Consider the following 18,222-nt stretch of genomic DNA (forward strand, 5'->3'; position numbering starts at 1 on the left):
TCGTGCTGAATCGGATCGACCTGCGCGGCGGGGCCCGTGACCCGCGCCGCCTGCTGCCCCGTGCCCAGCTCGACGTCTCCGTGGCGGTCGAGCGGATCCGCCCGCTCGTGGAGGCGGTCCGGGACCATGGGTACCCGGCGATCCGGGAGGCGAGCGAACGGTTCGACGGCGTCGCCCCGGAGCGGCTGCGGGTGCCGGTCGAGACGATCCGCGCCGCCGAGGACGAGCTGGACCCGCAGGTCCGCGCCGCGCTGCTGGAGTCGATCACCCGGGCCCGCAAGGTCCACGCCGACCAGCGCCGCACCGACCACACCACGACCGTGGTGCCGGGCGGCACGGTGACCGAGCGGTGGGTGCCGGTCGACCGGGTCGGTCTCTACGTCCCCGGCGGCCTGGCCATGTACCCGTCGACGGTGGTGATGAACGTGGTCCCGGCCCAGGCGGCCGGGGTGCGCTCGCTGGTGGTGGTGAGCCCGCCGCAGAAGGACAACGACGGGCTGCCCGACCGGCGGGTCCTCGCCGCCTGCGCGCTGCTCGGCGTGGACGAGGTGTACGCCGTCGGCGGCGCCCAGGCGGTCGCCATGCTCGCGTACGGCGCGGCCGTCGACCCGGCCGGCGACGAGCGCTGCGAGCCGGTCGACATGATCACCGGTCCGGGCAACATCTGGGTCACCGCCGCGAAGCGGCTGCTGCGCGGCGTGGTCGGCATCGACGCCGAGGCCGGTCCGACCGAGATCGCGATCCTGGCCGACGACACCGCCGACCCGGCGCACGTGGCCGCCGACCTGATCAGCCAGGCCGAGCACGACCCCCTCGCCGCGAGCGTGCTGGTCACCCCGTCCACCGCGCTGGCCGACGCGGTCGACGCCGAGCTGGCCCGGCAGGCGCCGGCGGCCAAGCACGCCGAGCGGATCGGCACCGCGCTGCGCGGCGAGCAGAGCGGCGTGGTCCTGGTCGACGACCTGGAGGCGGGGCTGCGGGTCGTCGACGCGTACGCGGCCGAGCACCTGGAGATCCAGACCGAGAACGCCCGCGAGTGGGCGCTGCGGGTGCGCAACGCCGGTGCGGTGTTCGTGGGCGCCTGGTCGCCGGTGTCGCTCGGCGACTACTGCGCGGGCTCCAACCACGTGCTGCCCACCGGCGGCTGCGCCCGGCACTCCTCCGGGCTGTCCGTGCAGTCCTTCCTGCGCGGCGTCCACCTGGTCGAATACACGCAGGACGCGCTGCGCGAGGTGGCCCCGCACGTGGTCACGCTGGCGACGGTGGAGGACCTGCCCGCGCACGGCCAGGCGGTCAGCGTCCGCTTCCCCGAGGGCGGCGCGTCGTGACCACGCTCGACGATCTGCCGATCCGCGACGACCTGCGCGGGCGCACGCCGTACGGTGCGCCGCAGCTCGACGTGCCGGTGCGGCTGAACACCAACGAGAACTCCTACCCGGTGCCGGAGCCGGTGGTGGAGGCGATCGGCAAGGCGGTCGCCGCCGAGCTGCGCGACCTCAACCGCTACCCGGACCGGGACGCGGTGGCGCTGCGCGCCGACCTGGCCGCCTACCTCGGTCACGGTCTCACCGCCGACCACGTGTGGGCGGCGAACGGCTCCAACGAGATCCAGCAGCAGCTGCTCCAGGCGTTCGGCGGTCCCGGGCGCACGGCGCTCGGCTTCACCCCGGCGTACTCGATGCACCCGCTGCTGGCGCTCGGCACCGGCACCCGGTGGGTGCCCGCCCGGCGCGGCGAGGACTTCGGGCTCACCGCCGGCGAGGCGGTGGCCCAGGTCCGCGAGCACCGGCCGGACGTGGTCTTCCTCTGCTCGCCGAACAATCCGACCGGCACCGCGCTCGACCCGGCCGTGGTCGCCGCCGTGCTGGACGCGGCGCCCGGGATGGTGGTCGTGGACGAGGCGTACGCCGAGTTCGCCCGGCCCGGCACGGTGAGCGCGCTCGCCGTGCTCCCCGGCCACCCGCGACTGGTGGTGACCCGCACCATGAGCAAGGCGTTCGGGTTCGCCGGCGGGCGGCTCGGCTACCTGGCCGCCGACCCGGCGGTGGTGGACGCGGTGCAGCTGGTCCGGCTGCCGTACCACCTGTCCGCGCTCACCCAGGCCGCGGCCCGTGCGGCGCTGGCGCACCGGGACGCCCTGCTCGGCACCGTGGCCGCGATCAAGGAGCAGCGGGACCGGATCGTCGCCGAGCTGCGCGCCCGGGGTCACCGGGTGGCCGACAGCGACGCCAACTTCGTGCTGTTCGCCGTCGAGGGGGACCAGGCGGTGGCCTGGCGTACCCTGCTCGATGCCGGCGTGCTGGTGCGCGACGTCGGCCTGCCCGGCTGGCTGCGCGTCACCGCGGGCACCCCGACCGAGACCGACGCCTTCCTCACCGCGATGGAGACAGTTTCATGAGCCGGATCGCCCGGATCGAGCGGGTCACCAACGAGACGAAGGTGCTCGTCGAGATCGACCTCGACGGCACCGGCAAGGCCGACATCGAGACCGGCGTCGGCTTCTACGACCACATGCTCAACCAGATCGCCCGGCACGGCGGCTTCGACCTGACCGTGCACACCGTCGGCGACCTGGAGATCGACGCGCACCACACGATGGAGGACACCGCGCTCGCGCTGGGCGCCGCGTTCGACCGGGCGCTGGGCGACAAGGCCGGCATCCGGCGGTACGGCTCGGCCACCGTCCCGATGGACGAGGTGCTGGTCCGGGCCGCCGTCGACCTGTCCGGCCGCCCGTACGTGGTGCACGACGAGCCGGCGCTGGCCCCGTACATCGGGCCGGTCTACCCGACGAGCATGACCCGGCACATCTGGGAGTCGTTCGGTCAGTCGGCCCGGATCACGCTGCACGTGGACGTGCTGCGCGCGGCCCGTCCCGGCGGCCACCCGGACGCCCACCACGTGGTCGAGGCGCAGTTCAAGGCCGTCTCCCGCGCGCTGCGCGAGGCCACCGCGATCGATCCGCGTAACGCGGGCGTGGTGCCGTCCACGAAGGGCGCTCTCTGATGAGCGCGAGGAACGCAGCGAAGCGGAGTCCCGCAGTCGCGAATGAAGGGCGTGCTCTGATGAGCGCGAGGAACGCAGCGAAGCGGAGTCCCGCAGTCGTGAATGGAAGCTGGCTCTAATGAAGGTGCTGCCCACACTTCTGTTGATCCTGGCCGGCCTGCTGGTCGGCGGGACGTGGTCGCTGCTCAAGCAGGGCGCGCCCCGCGCCGCCGTGGTGATCACCGGCCTGCTGGCCGTGCTGGCCACCGTCGCCGGGGTGCTCTGGCTGCTGCCGGGGGAGAGCTGATGGCACGGGTGGTGGTGCTCGACTACGGCTCGGGCAACCTGCGCTCGGCCGAGCGCGCGGTGGCGCGGGCCGGTGCCGAGGTGGCTGTCACCGACGACCTGGACGCCGCCGCGTCGGCCGACGGTCTGGTGGTGCCGGGCGTGGGCGCGTTCGCGGCGTGCATGGCCGGGATCGAGGCGCTGGGCGCCGGGCCGGTCATCGCCGACCGGGTCGCCGCCGGGCGGCCGGTGCTGGGCATCTGCGTCGGCATGCAGATCCTGTTCGGGCACGGCGAGGAGCACGGCGTGGTCACCAAGGGGCTCGGGCTGCTGCCGGGCGGCGTGACCCGGCTGCCCGCGCGGCGGCTGCCGCACATGGGCTGGAACACCGTGCGGCCACCGGCCGGCTCGACGCTGTTCGCCGGGCTGCCGGACGACACCCGGTTCTACTTCGTCCACTCCTACGGCGTGACCGACCCGGCGGCGCTGGCCGAGGCGGGTGCCGCGGTGACCACCTCGCACCACGGCGCGGACTTCGTCGCGGCGGTGGAGCGGGGGCCGCTGTCGGCCGCGCAGTTCCACCCGGAGAAGTCGGCCGACGCCGGTGCCGCGCTGCTGCGCAACTGGCTCGGCACGCTGTGACCGGACCGGTCCGGGGCACGCGGGCGGGGCGTCCGCGAGTGTTCGCGTGAGCAAGGAGCGGGCCCGCCGCCGCGCGGCGCGCGAGGCCGAGCAGGAGCGGGCGCGCGCTGTCCGCGCCCACCGGGTGGCGCGCCGGGAGCGGCGTCGTTCCCTGGTACGCCGGCTGACGCCGTCGCTGCGGCGCGGGCGTACCGGCCGGCTGCGCCGGCACACCCGCCGCGAGCGGGCGACGATCCTGGTGCTCACCGTGGTGGCGGTGGTCGCCATCTGGAATCTGGTGGACGACCTCGCGCTGCGGCTGGTGCTGGTCGTGTTGTTGTTGCTGGTCCTGCCCGCGGTCGTGGTGATCGCGCTGGACCGTCGTTGAGGATCCGAGGAGAGAAGCGTTGAGCCTCACCCTGTTGCCCGCCGTGGACGTCGCCGACGGCCAGGCCGTCCGGCTCGTGCAGGGCGCCGCCGGTAGCGAGACCGCGTACGGCGACCCGCTGGACGCGGCTCTGGCCTGGCAGTCCGACGGCGCGGAGTGGATCCACCTGGTCGATCTGGACGCCGCGTTCGGGCGGGGCTCCAACGCCGCGCTGCTCGCCGAGGTGGTCGGCAAGCTGGACGTGAAGGTGGAGCTGTCCGGCGGCATCCGCGACGACGAGTCGCTGCGGGCGGCGCTCGGCACCGGGGCGGCCCGGGTCAACATCGGCACCGCCGCGCTGGAGGACCCGCAGTGGTGCGACCGGATCTGCGGCGAGTACGGCGACCGGGTGGCGATCGGGCTGGACGTGCGCGGCCGTACCCTGTCGGCGCGCGGCTGGACCCGCGACGGCGGTGACCTCTACGAGGTGCTGGCCCGGCTCGACGCCGCCGGGGCGGCGCGGTACGTGGTCACCGACATCACCAAGGACGGCACCATGCGCGGGCCCAACCTGGACCTGCTGCGCGAGGTGTGCGCCCGCACCGACGCCCCGGTGATCGCCTCCGGCGGCGTGTCCACGCTGGACGACCTGCGGGCGCTGGCCACGCTGGAGCCGGTGGGTGTGGAGGGTGTGATCGCCGGCAAGGCGCTCTACGCGGGCGCGTTCACAGTCGCCGAGGCGCTGGCGACGCTGCGGGCCGGCGCGTGACGGCCGAGCCGGTCCGGACGCCCGTGGACGCCGGGGTGGTGACCCGGCTCGGCTCGGGCGGCCCGTGGGAGGCGCTGTACGGCTACTCCCGGGTGGTCCGGGCCGGCTCGCTGGCGATCACCGCCGGCTGCACCTCCACTGTGGACGGCCGGGTGGCGCACGCCGGTGACGCGGCGGCGCAGACCGCGCAGGCGATCCGGATCGGCCTGGACGCGCTGGCCGAGGTCGGCGCCGGGCCGGGTGACGTGGTGCGGACGCGGATGTACGTGACGGACCGGATCTACGCCGACGAGGTGGGCCGGGCGCACAACGCGGTGTTCGGCCCGGTGCGTCCGGTCGCCACGATGGTGGTCGTGGCCGGGCTGATCGATCCGGATCTCCTGGTCGAGGTCGAGCTGGAGGCGTACCTGCCGGACCGCTGACCGGTCCCCGGCGCGGTCGGCGCCGGCCGTCTCGCGGCCCGATAAGTTGTGCACAACTTGATTGCACGCTACGGTTCAGGGTGTGACCGATGATCTGGTGCTGCGCCGGCAGGTGTGCTTCGCGCTCTACGCGGCGTCGCGCGCCCTGACCGACGTCTACCGGCCCATCCTCGACGAGCACGGACTGACCTACCCGCAGTACCTGGTGCTGCTGGTGCTCTGGGAGCACGACGACGACGCCCCCACGGTCTCCGAGCTCGGCGGTCAGCTCCGGCTCGACTCCGGCACGCTCTCCCCGCTGCTCAAGCGGCTGGAGGCGGCCGGTCTGGTGGTGCGTACCCGCTCGGCCGCCGACGAGCGCCGGGTCGAGGTGGGCCTCACCGACCGGGGCCGGGCGCTGCGGGAGCGGATGGGTGACGTGCCGCGCCGGGTGGCCACCGCAACCGGGCTCACCGAGACCGAACTGGTCTTCCTCCACGGCATCCTCACCCGGGTCACCGAGACGATCCACCGACAGAAGGAGCAGTGACATGCAGGTGCTCTACACCGCCTCCGCCCGCGCCACCGGCGACGGCCGCGACGGTCACGTCCGGACCTCCGACGGCACGGTCGAGCTGGATCTCGCCGTGCCGAAGGAGATGGGTGGCGCCGGCGGCGCGGCCAACCCGGAGCAGCTCTTCGCGGCCGGCTACGCGGCCTGCTTCCACTCCGCGCTGCGCGTGGTGGCCCGGCAGGCCAAGGCGGACGTCTCCGGCTCGGTCGTCGAGGCCGAGGTCGGCATCGGCCCGAACGGCAGCGGCGGCTACGGCCTGGCCGTGACGCTCGTGGTGGACCTGCCCGCCGTCGAGCGCGCCGCCGCCGAGCAGCTCGTGGACGCGGCCCACCAGGTCTGCCCCTACTCCAACGCGACCCGGGGCAACGTCGAGGTGACCCGCACGGTCCGCGAGGCCCTGTGAGCACGGTGAGCGAGGCGAGCGTCAACCGGGAGATCCACCTGGCGTCCCGGCCGGAGGGCTGGCCGACCCCGGAGAACTTCCGGCTGGTCACCACCGAGGTGCCGACGCCGGGCCCGGGACAGGTAGTGGTCCGCAACCGGTTCATGTCCGTCGACCCGTACATGCGCGGACGGATGAACGACGTCAAGTCGTACGTGCCGCCGTTCGCGCTCGACGCACCGCTGGACGGCGGCGCGATCGGTGAGGTGGTGGCCGGCGAGGCCGGCGGCGTCAAGCCCGGCGACACGGTGCTGCACGGGCTCGGCTGGCGCGAGTACGCGCTGGTGGACGCCAAGGGCGTGCGCAAGGTCGATCCCGGCCTGGCGCCGGTCACCGCGTACCTGGGCGTGCTCGGCATGACCGGGCTGACCGCGTACGCCGGGCTGCTGGACGTGGCCGCGATGAGGCCGGGGGAGACGGTGTTCGTCTCCGGCGCGGCCGGCGCGGTGGGCAGCATGGTCGGCCAGATCGCGAAGCTGCGCGGCGCCGGGCGGGTGATCGGAAGTGCCGGTTCCGCGGCGAAGGTGGAACGCCTCACCGCGCTCGGCTTCGACGCGGCCTTCGACTACCACGACGGCCCGGTGTACAAGCAGCTGCGGGCCGCCGCCCCGGACGGCGTCGACGTGTACTTCGACAACGTCGGCGGCGACCACCTGGAGGCCGCGATCGGGGCGATGAACCTGCACGGCCGGGCCGCGATCTGCGGCATGATCGCGCAGTACAACGCCACCGAGCCGCCGGCCGCGCCGCGCAACCTGGCGCTGGTGATCGGCAAGCGGCTGACGCTGCGCGGCTTCCTCGTCGGTGACCACGGTCACCTGCGGGAGCAGTTCGTGCAGGAGGTGGCGGGCTGGCTGCGCGAGGGCCGGCTGTCGTACGACGAGACGATCGTGGACGGCATCGAGCAGGCCTCCGAGGCGTTCCTCGGCCTGCTGCGCGGCGAGAACCTCGGCAAGATGCTGGTCCGTCTCTGACCGGCGGGAACGCACTCCACCGCGGGCGGTGGTGACCGGCCTCACCGGCGGGTCACCACCGCCCGCGCGTTCGTTAGGCTCGGGGCATGACGGTGGCGGTACGGGTCATCCCGTGTCTGGACGTGGACGCCGGGCGCGTGGTCAAGGGGGTCAACTTCCTCGACCTGCGCGACGCCGGCGACCCGGTGGAGCTGGCGGCGGCGTACGACCGGGCCGGCGCGGACGAGCTGACCTTCCTCGACGTCACCGCCTCGTCCAGCGACCGGGGCACCATGCTCGACGTGGTGCGGCGCACCGCCGAGTCGGTCTTCATCCCGCTCACCGTGGGCGGCGGCGTCCGCCGGGTCGCCGACGTCGACACGCTGCTGCGCGCCGGTGCGGACAAGGTGGGCGTGAACACCGCCGCCATCGCCCGGCCGGAGCTGATCGCCGAGATCGCCGACCGGTTCGGCCGCCAGGTCCTGGTGCTCTCGCTCGACGTGCGCCGCGCACCGGACGGCACGACGCCGAGCGGCTTCGAGGTGACCACGCACGGCGGCCGGCGGGGCACCGGGCTGGACGCGGTCGAGTGGGCGGCGCGCGGCGCCGAGCTGGGCGCGGGCGAGATCCTGCTCAACTCGATGGACGCCGACGGCACCAAGGCCGGGTTCGACCTGCCGCTGATCCAGGCGGTCCGCGAGGTGGTCGACGTGCCGGTGATCGCCAGCGGCGGCGCGGGCGCTGTGGCCCACTTCCCGCCGGCGATCGGCGCCGGGGCGGACGCGGTGCTCGCGGCGAGCGTCTTCCACTTCGGCGAACTCACCGTCGGCGAGGTCAAGGACGCGCTGCGCGGCGCCGGGCACCCGGTGCGCTGAGGCGGCGGTCACTGCCGGCCGGAGTGCCCCTCGGGGGAGCGGCGCGGCATCGGGATCGACCGGACCACGTACTCCTGCACGGCGGCGGCGTGGTCGTCCTCGGCGAGCTGCCACTCGGACTCGGCGGGCGGGTGCCGCCGGGTCAGCACGCCCTGCACCGTGTCGACAGTGGTGCCGAGCCCGGCGCTGGGCCGGGTGCGCCAGAGCCGCTCACCGTCCGGGGTAACCCGGAACCAGCCGTCGGCGACGCTGACCAGGCCCGCGCCGACGAGCCGCCGGACCGCGCCCTCCACCTCGTGCCGCTCCGGGATGGCCTGGTTGAGGTGGTCGGCGGTGGAGAGGACGTCGGCCAGCCGTACGCCTTCGGGGCGGCGTGTCGCGGCGGCCCGCCGGTGCCGGCCGGCGCCACTGGCGATGACCAACGCGACGAAGATCCAGGCGTCGCTCCAACGCCATCCGTTCTCCCCCATGCAGGAATGATGCCCGGCGGCGACGGCGGAGGAAACACCTGGTTTCCCGGTTCTGCGTCGTCGCAGCTCAGCGCGTTGCGGCTCGGGCCGGGCCGTGGCGGTCGGCCCGGCCGTGGTCACGTAGCGTAGGCGCCGGCCGCCGGTCGTGCGGGCAGCGCGAAGACCGGGATGAAGAACTGGGCCAGCGGGCCGATGGTCAGCGCGTAGGCCACCGTGCCGAGGCCGACGGTGCCGCCGAGCAGCCAGCCGAGCGCCAGCACGGTGATCTCGATGACGGTGCGGACCAGCCGGACCGAGAACCGGGGGTGGCGGGCGACGAAGCCGGTCATCAGGCCGTCGCGCGGGCCGGGGCCGAGCCCGGCGCCGAGGTAGAGGCCGGTGGCGGCGCCGTTGGCGACGATCCCGGCGACGAGCAGCGCGACGCGCGCCGGCATGCCCTCCCCGGGCGGCAGCACGGCCAGGGTGGCGTCGACGACCAGTCCGATCACCACGACGTTGCTGACCGTGCCGAGGCCGGGCCGCTGCCGCAGCGGGATCCAGAGCAGCAGCACGAGGGCGCCGACGGCGATGGTGACGGTGCCGAAGGACAGGCCGGTCTGCCGGGCGAGCCCCTGGTGGAACACGTCCCACGGGTCCAGGCCCAGCTCCGACCGGATCATCAGCGCCATGCTCACGCCGTACAGGACCAGCCCGGCATAGAGCTGGGTGAGTCGTCGCGCGGGCCGGTGCCGGAGATTGCCAAGCGGTGCCATGCATGCCACCCTAGGGGCCAATCGCGGTCATCAAGGGTGCCAATTTCGGAGGTGTGGCCATGACCAGCCAGGTGCGCGGCGTCCAATTGGCGCGACTCCTCGGCCAGTGGCACGCCCTGCCGGGCCGCCGGCGCAGCCCCGACTACGCCGCGCTCGCCGGCGCCGTCCGCGGGTTGCTCGCCGACGGGCGGCTGCCACTCGGGGTACGCCTGCCGGCCGAGCGGGAACTGGCCGAGGCGCTGCGGATCAGCCGGACCACAGTCACCGCCGCGTACCGGGAACTGCGGGAGAGCGGCCACCTGGCCAGCCGCCGGGGCGCGGGGAGCTGGACCATGCTGCCCGGCGGGCACCGGGTGGCCAGCACCGGGCTGTGGACGCCGCTGGACGACCGCGACATGATCGACCTGGGCGTGGCCGCGCTGTCCGCGCCCCCGCAGCTCGTCCCGGCCGCCCGGGCCGCGGCCGAGGACCTGCCCCGCTACCTCGGCGGTGCCGGCTACCACCCGACCGGCATCATCGAGCTGCGCGAGGCGGTGGCCCGCGCCTACACCGAGCGCGGTCTGCCCACCAGCCCGGAACAGATCATGGTCACCAGCGGCACCCAGCACGCGCTGGACCTGGTGCTGCGGCTGGCCCTGTCGCCCGGCGGCGCGGTGCTCGTCGAGTCGCCCACCTACCCCAACGCGCTGGCCGCGCTGTCCGCCCGGCGGGCCCGGATCGCCACGCACGGCCTGTCCGACGAGGGCTGGGACGCCGAACTGCTGCTCGGCAGCCTCCGGCAGACCCGGCCGAAGCTCGCGTACGTGATCCCCGAGTTCCAGAACCCGACCGGCCACCTGATGGCCGCCGACCTGCGCGAGCGGCTCGTCGGGACGGCCCACGCGGCCGGCACCGACCTGGTGGTCGACGAGTCCTTCGTCGACCTGCCGCTGGACGACACCACGCTGCCGCCGCCGGTGGCCGTCTTCGACCGGCACTCCCGGGTGATCAGCATCGGCGGCATGAGCAAGCCCTACTGGGGCGGGCTGCGGATCGGCTGGGTACGCGCCTCCGCGCCCCAGGTGCAGCGGCTCGCAGCGGCCCGGGTCGGGGTGGACATGGCCAGCCCGGTGCTCGACCAGCTCGTCGCCGTGCACCTGCTCACCGAGGCGCCGGCCATCGTGGCCGCCCGCCGGGCGCAGCTCGTCGCCCAGCGGGACGCCCTGGTCGCCGCGCTCGCCGACCGGCTGCCCGACTGGCGGGTACGCGTACCGAGCGGCGGCGTCACGCTCTGGGCCGAGCTGGACGGCCCGATCTCCAGCGCGCTGGCCCGCGCGGCCGAGGAGGTCGGCGTACGGCTGGCGCCCGGACCACGGTTCGGCCTGGACGGGACGCTGGAGCGCTTCCTGCGGCTGCCCTTCACGCTGCCCGCCGACGAGCTGGTGGAGGCGGTCGGGCGCCTCGCGGCGGTCCGCTACGACCTGGACCGCACCAGCCGGCCGCAGTGGCGCGAGCCGAGCGTCATCGCCTGAGCGGGCGGTGCCCGTTCCGGTGGTGAATGCGCCGAACGGCGGCTGCGGGAAGGGTGGTGCCCGCAGACTGCCCGGGTGGGGAACGGGAGCGGTGTCCGGCGGTCGTGGACCGTGCGGTCCGCAGCCCCGGGTTCCCGCACCACCCGGCTCGAGCTCTTCTACGACCTGGTCTTCGTCTTCGCGTTCCTGAACGTCACCACGCTCACCGCCTCGGAGCTCACGCCGGCCAACCTGTACCGCTTCCTGCTGGTGCTGGCGCTGCTCTGGTGGTCGTGGACCGGCTTCGCCCGGATGGGCAACTTCTTCCGTGCCGACCAGGGCGTGCTGCCGCTGGTCGGCTTCGTCACCGTGGCGGCGACGTTCATGCTGGTGCTCAGCGAGCCCAGCGCGTTCGAGGACCTCCCCGGCGGGCTGCCCGGCCCGCTGGTCTTCGCCGGCTGCTACTTCGTGATCCGGATGGCCCAGCTCACGGTCTTCGGCTGGGTGGACCGCGCCGACCCGGTCCGGCGCCGCCGGCTGCTCCTGCGCGCCGTGTTCCCGACCGTCGCCACGGTGCTGCTGGTCATCGCCGGAACCGTGCCGACGCGGCTGCCGCAGGAACGGTTCTCGATCCCGCTGCAACTGGCGCTCTGGACGCTGGCGCTGCTCGTCGAGTACGTCGGCGGGGTGACGCTCGCCCGCCAGTGGTGGGTGGTGGTCTCCGCCGGGCACTGGGCGGAACGGCACGCGCTGATCGTGCTGGTCGCACTCGGCGAGTCGATCATCGCGCTCGGCTTCGGCCCGAAGCACGGGCTGCCGCTGACCGGGCCGGTGGCGGTGTCGGCGTTGCTCGGCATCGTGGTCGTCGCGGCGCTGTGGTGGGCGTACTTCGACACGCTCGCCTTCGCGATGGAGCAGGCGCTGCACCACGCCCGGGACGAGGCCACCCGGGTCCGGATGACGCGCGACGTGTACACGTTCATGCACCTGCCGATGGTGGCCGGAATCATCCTCTACGCGCTCGGCCTCAAGGACCTGCTGGCCGAGGCCGCCGACCCGAACACGCCTTCCTGGGGACTGCCGCTGGGCGACTTCTGGGGCGCGATCCTGTTCGGCGGGGTGGCGTTGCACCTGCTCAGCCTCGCCGGGTGCTGGTGGCTCGCGCTGCGTGAGGTGCACCGGCCGCTGCTGCTCACTGTGGTGGCGCTGGCCGTGGTCGGCCCGTTCGTGTTCCGCATCCCGGAGCTGATCGCGCTCGGTGTGCTCGGGGTGATCACCGGCGCGGGCGTCGCCTGGGAGACCCGCTCCGAGGACGGCCACCGGCGCCGGGTACGCGAGCTCGCGCTGGAGGAGCAGATCGCCGCCGAGGCCGAGCAGAGCCACTGGCGGCAGCAGCACCTGTGAACGGCGCGCGGCCGTGCCCCGGGACGGTGGGGCACGGCCGGCGCGACAGTACGGCGGTGCGGCTACAGCTCGGCGAGCGTGCCCTCGTACATCTTGTCGATCTCGGAGGCGAAGTTCGTCTCCACGCTGCGGCGCTTGATCTTCAGCGACGGCGTGACCTCGCCGTCCTCGATGGTGAGGTCACGGGGGAGGATCGACACCTTCTTGATCGTCTCCCAGCGGTTGAGCTTGGCGTTCAGCTCGGCCACGTACCCCTCGACCATCTCCCGCGCCTGCGGCGAGGTGACGATCGTGGTGTAGTCGCTGCCCTCCAGCGCGGTGCCGGCGGCCCAGCCCTTGATCGCGTCCGGGTCCAGCGTGACGAGCATGGTGCAGTAGTTGCGCGCCTGCCCGATCACCACCGCCTGCGAGGTGTACGGGCACACCGCCTTGAACATGCCCTCGATGTGCGACGGCGCGACGTACTTGCCGCCGGACGTCTTGACCAGATCCTTCTTCCGGTCGGTGATGCGCAGGTAGCCGTCGGCGTCGAGCGTGCCGATGTCGCCGGTGCGGAAGAAGCCGTCCTCGGTGAACGCGGCGGCGGTCTCCTCGGGCAGGTTGTGGTAGCCGCGCATGACCGGCTTGCCCCGCAGCAGGACCTCGCCGTCGGTGTCGATCCGGCACTCCAGGTCGCCCATGGCCCGGCCCACGCTGCCGATCTTCAGCCCGTCCGGCGGGTTCACGAACGCGCCCGCGCTGGTCTCGGTCAGGCCGTAGCCCTCCGAGATGGGCAGGTTGGCGGCGGCGAAGAAGGTGGCGATCTCCTTGCTCAGCGGTGCCGCGCCGGAGACCAGCACCCGCATCCGGCCGCCGAGCCGGGCCTGGAGCTTGCTGAACACGAGCTTCTCGGCCACCGCGTACTTCATCCGCAGGCCGGCCGGGACCGGCTTGCCGGCCTGCTCCAGCGCGACCTTCTCCTTGCCGACCGCGACGCCCCAGGCGAAGATCTTGGCCTTGGCGCCGCCCGCGCCCTGCGCGGTGGTGACCGCCTTGTTGTAGACCTTCTCGAAGACCCGGGGCGCGCCGCACATGAGCGTCGGCTGCACCACGCCCAGCAGGTCGACGAGCTTGTCCACCCGGCCGTCGACGTACGTGGGCAGGCCGACGTGCGTGGCGCCGCAGAGCAGCGTCTTGCCGAACGAGTGCGACAGCGGCAGCCACAGGTACTGCAGGTCGTCAACGCGCAGCAGGCCCAGCTCGGCCTGCGCCACGCCCTCCCAGCACCAGCCGCCGTGCAGCAGCTCCACGCCCTTCGGGCGGCCGGTGGTGCCCGAGGTGTAGATCAGCGTGGCCAGGTGGTCCGGGCCGATGCCGGCGACGAGCATGTCGATCAGGTCCGGTTCGGCGCTCAGCGCGGCGGCGCCGCGCTCCTCCAGCTCGGCCAGGGTGAGCTGCGGGACGGCCGCCGCCGGGTCGGGCGTGCCGTCGAAGAGCACGACGTGGGTCAGCGCGGGCAGGTCCGCCCCGGCGATCTTCGCCGCCTGGGCCGGGTTCTCCGCGAACAGCACCTTCGAGCCGGAGTCGGCGATGATGTAGACCGCGTCGTCGGGTTCGGTGGTGGGGTAGACGGTGGTGGTCGCCCCACCGGCGCACATGATGCCGAAGTCGGCGAGCACCCAGTCCAGGCGCGTGTTGGCCAGGATCGCGACCGGGTTCTCCAGGCCGACACCGAGCCCGTGCAACCCGGCGGCGATCGCCTTGGCGCGCTGCCCGACCTGCTCCCACGTCAGCCAGACCGGGCCCGAGTCGTCGGGTGCGGGGTGGGCGAAGGCGTGCCGGTCGGGGGAATCCGCCACGCGCTTGAGGAACATGTCCGGTACGGAACGGTACGGTACATCGAGAGCCATCGCTGTAGCCGCCTTCAGGGGTGGAGGGACGTGACGGGGGTCACGCCGGTCTGCGGTTACCGAAGGGTATTGCCTGCACCCGGCCAGCGGCTAGCCCCGATCGGTCGAGTCGCCACCGGTCCCGCCTGCTGGAACCGCTCAGGCGTACCGGCTGGCCGCGCGGGACCAGTCGTAGGTGGCCCTGATCCAGTCCCGGCGGGTGTCCAGGAAGACCCGCATCCCCTCGTCGGCCACGACGCTCAGCGCCGCGTCCCGCTCCGCGTACGTGGCGAGGGCCTTGTTGAACCGGTCCGCCGCCGCGTACAGCGCCGCCGACTCGTCCTGCCCGGTCTCACCCGCGATCGTGGTGACCAGGTTGTGCGCCTCCGGGGCGGTGCCGCGCTCCTTGCCGTAGGAGAACAGGTCGTTGCACCAGCAGACCAGGTCGGTGGCGAGGGTGTCCAGGACGGTGAGCGCCGGCGCGACCCGCTGGTCGGCGCGGGGCGCGGACGGGCGGGCCAGGTCGGTCACCGTGAAGCTGGGACGCACCCCGCCGGTGTGGCGGCGCATCTGCGTGTACTCGGCCACCCCCGGCACCCGCCGGCGCTCCCGGTTGGCGGCCTCCCAGAGCAGCGCCAACAGGTACTCCCGCAACTGGCTGACCAGGCGCAGCAGGTGGGCCGGCCGGCCCCGGTCGCGGGCCCGCCGGCACAGGTCGTGCAGCGCCAGGGCGATCGGTCCGTCGGCGGGCGCCGGCGCGTCCGGGTCGCCGTGCCGGTCGAGCACCGCCAGCAGCGCGGCGAGCGTCGGCGCCAGCAGCGTGGGCGTCGCTCCGAGCCCGTCGTCGTCGCAGGCGTCGTCCACCACGAACAGCCAGTTGATCAGGTCGGTGAGCAGGCGCAGCCCGTGCGGCGACGCCTCGGGGCAGGCGCGAGCGGCCAGCTCCGCCGCGTGCGCCCCGGCCAGCCTCCGGCGGCCGGCCTGGTCCTCCACCAGGCCGAAGTCACGTACCCAGGCGGCGCTCTCCGCGGCCGCCTGGTCGACGGCGGGGTGACGCCGGGAGGGAAAGGGCGGTTCGTGCAGTGCCGAGAGGGCGAAGTCACGCATCGTCGTCCCCCTGTCCGCCGCCCCGCGGGGTCGGGACGGTGCGCAGGAGCGTACGGGAGGACGTAACCGTTATCGACGTTCGGGTGTCCACTGTCCACTGTCAGCCGGCGATCGGCTGCACACCCTCGGTCACAAGCCCAGTTCGGCGGTACGCAGACGTTCGGCGCGCTCGGCCGGACCGTCCACCTGGACCCGGGCCACCCGCTGCCGTCCGGTGAGGAACAGCACCAGCTCGCCCGGCGCGCCCACCACCCGCAGCCGTTCGCCGCCGGCGCCGGCCCGCAGCTCGCCGTGCCCCGGGGCCTGCACCAGCACCTCGGCCGGGAACCGCCGCAGCGCCATCCGGGCCAGCAGGGACGCCCGCTTCCACAGCACCGCCTGCTGCCCGGCGGGCAGATCGCGCGGGTGCCAGCCCGGCCGGGCGCGCCGCACGTCCTCGTGGTGGATGAAGAACTCCATCCCGTTGGCCAGCTCGTCGGTGAGCGGGTTGCTGACCGGGCTCCACACCGGGGGACGGCGGACCCGGGCGATCAGGTCGGCGTACGGCCCGGCGGCGATGCGCCGGCGGACCGACTCGCCGTAGCCGCGCAACGGCGGCAGCAGGATCCCGCCCGCCGCGTCCGGCCGGCGCTCCCGCACCAGCAGGTGCGCCGCCAGGTCACGGGTGGTCCACCCCTCGTTGACAGTCGGTGCGTCCGGTCCCAGTTCCAGCATCAGGTCGGCGAGCGCCTCGCGCTCCGCTCGGGCGTACCGCGGCATGGCCCGATCGTAGGCCCGTTCCGGCCGATCGGCGCGCCACGCCCGGCGGAACCGCGCCGCCGGGCCGGTTCCGGCCGCCCTCCACCCAGGTCCGGCGGGAACGTGACGGCGGACATATCCCGGCCGGGTCGGCGGGACCGGCGGCGAGCGGTAAGGATGGGGGAGAAAACTGCGGCTTACGGCGGGGGAGAGCGTGGCGAGCGGGACAAGTCGGGACGTGCTCGGCAGAGGGCTACGGGTGCTCGGCCGGGCCATCCGGGAACAGCCGCGGATCTTCGCGGTCGCGGTCAGCGGCAGCGTGCTGTTCGGCCTCCTGGTGATCGCCAGCGCGTACGTGGTCGGGGCGGTGGTCGGCGACGTGGTCGTGCCGGCCGTGGAGCGCGGCGAGGTGGGGGAAGGGGCCCTGGCGCTGGCCGCGACGGCGCTGTTCGGCATCAGCGTGCTGCGCGTCGTCGGCATCTTCGGCCGCCGGCTCGGCGCCGGTTACATGCAGTACCGGCTCCAGGCCGCCTACCGTCGCCGGGTCACCCGCCGCTATCTGGAACTACCGCTGGCCTGGCACCACCGCAACTCCACCGGCACGCTGCTGTCCAACGCCAACTCCGACGTGGAGGCGGCCTGGTACCCGATCGCGCCGCTGCCGTTCGCGGTCGGCACGCTGGTGATGCTCGTCGGCGCGGTGGCCTCGCTGTTCTTCACCGACTGGGCGCTGGCCCTGGTCGGCCTCGCCGTGTTCCCCGCGCTGTTCGCGCTCAACGTGGTCTACTCCCGCCGGATGGCGCCCCGGCAGGCCCGGGCACAGCGGCTGCGGGCCGAGGTCAGCGGCATCGCGCACGAGAGCTTCGACGGCGCGCTGGTGGTCAAGACGATGGGCCGCGAGGCGCAGGAGACGGCCCGCTTCGCCTCCCGCGCCGGTGAGCTGCGCGACGCGCTGATCTCGGTCGGCCGGCTGCGCGGCGTGTTCGACCCGATGCTGGAGACGCTGCCCAGCCTCGGCACGCTCGCCGTGCTGGTCGTCGGCGCGATCCGGCTGCGGCAGGGCGCGATCAGCGTGACCGAACTGGTCAGCGTCGCGTTCCTGTTCACCGTGCTGGCCTTCCCGGTCCGCGCGATCGGCTGGGTGCTGGCCGAACTGCCGCGCAGCGTCGCCGGCTGGGACCGGGTCCGCCGGGTGCTGGACGCCACCGGCGAGATGCCGTACGGCACGAGGACGCTCGACCCGGCCACCCGCGAGCCGGCCACGCTCGCCTTCGACGACGTGCACTTCGCGTACGAGCCGGCCGAGGCGCACCTGCCCGGCGCCCAGGTGCTCGGCGAGGTGACGTTCACCGTGCCGGCCGGGAAGACCGTCGCCCTGGTCGGCCCCACCGGTGCGGGCAAGTCGACGATCGCGTCGCTGGCCGTGCGGCTGGTCGACCCGGGCGCCGGACGGGTCACGCTGGACGGCGTGGACGTGCGGGAGCTGACCGCCGCCTCGCTCGCCGGCACGGTGGCGCTCGTGGCGCAGGTGCCGTTCGTCTTCGACGACACGGTCCGGGCCAACATCGCGCTCGACCGCGCCGGCATCGGCGACGACGAGGTGTGGGCGGCGCTGCGGCTGGCCGAGGCGGACGGCTTCGTGGCCGCGCTGCCGGACGGGCTGGACACCATGGTCGGCGAGCGGGGCACGTCGCTGTCCGGTGGGCAGCGCCAGCGGCTCACGCTCGCCCGGGCGCTCGCCGGCCGCCCCCGGCTGCTGGTGCTCGACGACGCCACGAGCGCCGTCGACCCGCGCGTCGAGGCGGCCATCCTGGCCGGGCTGCGCGCGCCGACCGACGGCGGCGCCCCGGCGTCGATCCTGGTGGTGGCGTACCGCCGGGCCACCATCGCGCTCGCCGACGAGGTGATCTACGTGGAGCAGGGCCGGGTGGTCGCCCGCGGCACCCACACCGAGCTGCTGGCCACCGTGCCCGGCTACGCCGACCTGGTCACCGCGTACGAGCAGGCCGAGCAGGAACGCGAGCAGAATCGGACGTACGACGAGGTCACGCCGTTGACTTCGGGCCTGGAGGTGGACCGGTGAGCGCGAGGAGTGCAGCGGAGCGGAGCCCCGCAGTCGCG

General features: G+C 74.1%; 20 protein-coding genes. 15 read left to right on the top strand and 5 right to left on the bottom strand.

The annotated features are described in order from the left end of the window. Positions 1–2: 2 nt before the first annotated feature. From hisD to hisF, 12 genes are all read left to right on the top strand, one after another. Positions 3–1,328, top strand: coding sequence for a histidinol dehydrogenase (hisD, locus tag ACN27C_RS17770; RefSeq protein ID WP_422746856.1), 1,326 nt, complete (start codon positions 3–5; stop codon positions 1,326–1,328). After that, positions 1,325–2,398, top strand: a complete 1,074-nt coding sequence (locus tag ACN27C_RS17775) for a histidinol-phosphate transaminase (protein ID WP_357897268.1) — start codon at positions 1,325–1,327, stop codon at positions 2,396–2,398. Before hisD ends, ACN27C_RS17775 begins: the two co-directional genes overlap by 4 nt. Then, on the top strand, positions 2,395–3,006 hold the full coding sequence (gene hisB / locus ACN27C_RS17780; RefSeq protein ID WP_013287582.1) for an imidazoleglycerol-phosphate dehydratase HisB: 612 nt from the start codon (positions 2,395–2,397) through the stop codon (positions 3,004–3,006). Before ACN27C_RS17775 ends, hisB begins: the two co-directional genes overlap by 4 nt. Before the next feature lie 124 nt (positions 3,007–3,130). Continuing rightward, a complete protein-coding gene (locus ACN27C_RS17785) occupies positions 3,131–3,292 on the top strand; it encodes a hypothetical protein (protein ID WP_216936508.1) in 162 nt (53 codons plus the stop codon). Next, entirely contained in the window at positions 3,292–3,912 is a 621-nt protein-coding gene (gene hisH, locus ACN27C_RS17790) for an imidazole glycerol phosphate synthase subunit HisH (RefSeq protein WP_422746859.1), read from the top strand. The genes ACN27C_RS17785 and hisH overlap by 1 nt, the downstream gene beginning before the upstream one ends. Before the next feature lie 46 nt (positions 3,913–3,958). Further along, on the top strand, positions 3,959–4,279 hold the full coding sequence (locus ACN27C_RS17795; RefSeq protein WP_422746861.1) for a hypothetical protein: 321 nt from the start codon (positions 3,959–3,961) through the stop codon (positions 4,277–4,279). A 19-nt stretch (positions 4,280–4,298) separates the two neighbouring features. Next, positions 4,299–5,027 (top strand): bifunctional 1-(5-phosphoribosyl)-5-((5-phosphoribosylamino)methylideneamino)imidazole-4-carboxamide isomerase/phosphoribosylanthranilate isomerase PriA, encoded by a 729-nt coding sequence (gene priA, locus ACN27C_RS17800; RefSeq protein WP_018785235.1) that lies wholly within the window; start codon positions 4,299–4,301, stop codon positions 5,025–5,027. Then, the gene (locus tag ACN27C_RS17805; protein WP_120568841.1) at positions 5,024–5,449 is read left to right on the top strand and encodes a RidA family protein; all 426 of its coding nucleotides are present in this window, start codon (positions 5,024–5,026) and stop codon (positions 5,447–5,449) included. Before priA ends, ACN27C_RS17805 begins: the two co-directional genes overlap by 4 nt. An 82-nt stretch (positions 5,450–5,531) precedes the next feature. After that, entirely contained in the window at positions 5,532–5,978 is a 447-nt protein-coding gene (locus ACN27C_RS17810) for a MarR family winged helix-turn-helix transcriptional regulator (RefSeq protein ID WP_120568842.1), read from the top strand. 1 nt (position 5,979) lies between these two features. Further along, positions 5,980–6,405 carry an organic hydroperoxide resistance protein gene (locus ACN27C_RS17815; protein WP_013287575.1) on the top strand — a complete coding sequence of 142 codons (426 nt, stop codon included), beginning with the start codon at positions 5,980–5,982 and terminating at the stop codon, positions 6,403–6,405. Between the two features lie 5 nt (positions 6,406–6,410). Further along, positions 6,411–7,418 carry an NADP-dependent oxidoreductase gene (locus tag ACN27C_RS17820; RefSeq protein ID WP_422751640.1) on the top strand — a complete coding sequence of 336 codons (1,008 nt, stop codon included), beginning with the start codon at positions 6,411–6,413 and terminating at the stop codon, positions 7,416–7,418. An 86-nt stretch (positions 7,419–7,504) separates the two neighbouring features. Then, positions 7,505–8,272, top strand: coding sequence for an imidazole glycerol phosphate synthase subunit HisF (hisF, locus tag ACN27C_RS17825; RefSeq protein ID WP_422746864.1), 768 nt, complete (start codon positions 7,505–7,507; stop codon positions 8,270–8,272). Between the two features lie 8 nt (positions 8,273–8,280). Here hisF and ACN27C_RS17830 read toward each other — a convergent pair whose 3' ends face one another. Continuing rightward, on the bottom strand, positions 8,281–8,742 hold the full coding sequence (locus ACN27C_RS17830; protein WP_128137455.1) for a hypothetical protein: 462 nt from the start codon (positions 8,740–8,742) through the stop codon (positions 8,281–8,283). Between the two features lie 116 nt (positions 8,743–8,858). Continuing rightward, a complete protein-coding gene (locus ACN27C_RS17835; protein ID WP_121686157.1) occupies positions 8,859–9,494 on the bottom strand; it encodes a YczE/YyaS/YitT family protein in 636 nt (211 codons plus the stop codon). Between the two features lie 59 nt (positions 9,495–9,553). On the opposite strand from ACN27C_RS17835, the gene ACN27C_RS17840 reads away from it, so the two are divergent. Next, entirely contained in the window at positions 9,554–11,005 is a 1,452-nt protein-coding gene (locus tag ACN27C_RS17840) for a PLP-dependent aminotransferase family protein (protein ID WP_030271948.1), read from the top strand. Positions 11,006–11,116: 111 nt separating this feature from the next. Beyond that, positions 11,117–12,388: a low temperature requirement protein A gene (locus ACN27C_RS17845; RefSeq protein WP_422746867.1), complete on the top strand. Its 1,272-nt coding sequence runs from the start codon at positions 11,117–11,119 to the stop codon at positions 12,386–12,388. 62 nt (positions 12,389–12,450) lie between these two features. Here the strand turns inward: ACN27C_RS17845 and ACN27C_RS17850 are convergent, their stop codons facing one another. The 3 genes from ACN27C_RS17850 to ACN27C_RS17860 form a co-directional block, all read right to left on the bottom strand. Then, positions 12,451–14,277 carry an AMP-dependent synthetase/ligase gene (locus ACN27C_RS17850; protein WP_421498550.1) on the bottom strand — a complete coding sequence of 609 codons (1,827 nt, stop codon included), beginning with the start codon at positions 14,275–14,277 and terminating at the stop codon, positions 12,451–12,453. Between the two features lie 138 nt (positions 14,278–14,415). Next, positions 14,416–15,363 (bottom strand): terpene synthase family protein, encoded by a 948-nt coding sequence (locus tag ACN27C_RS17855; protein WP_120568846.1) that lies wholly within the window; start codon positions 15,361–15,363, stop codon positions 14,416–14,418. A 129-nt stretch (positions 15,364–15,492) separates the two neighbouring features. Then, complete coding sequence (locus tag ACN27C_RS17860; protein ID WP_393377081.1) at positions 15,493–16,122, bottom strand: TIGR03085 family metal-binding protein; 630 nt, start codon at positions 16,120–16,122, stop codon at positions 15,493–15,495. Between the two features lie 193 nt (positions 16,123–16,315). Here ACN27C_RS17860 and ACN27C_RS17865 point away from each other — a divergent pair, with 193 nt between their 5' ends. Continuing rightward, the gene (locus tag ACN27C_RS17865; protein WP_422746870.1) at positions 16,316–18,184 is read left to right on the top strand and encodes an ABC transporter ATP-binding protein; all 1,869 of its coding nucleotides are present in this window, start codon (positions 16,316–16,318) and stop codon (positions 18,182–18,184) included. The last annotated feature ends 38 nt before the right edge of the window (positions 18,185–18,222 follow it).

This window comes from Micromonospora sp. WMMD1219 (assembly GCF_049315215.1).
Classification (GTDB): Bacteria; Actinomycetota; Actinomycetes; order Mycobacteriales; family Micromonosporaceae; genus Micromonospora; species Micromonospora tulbaghiae.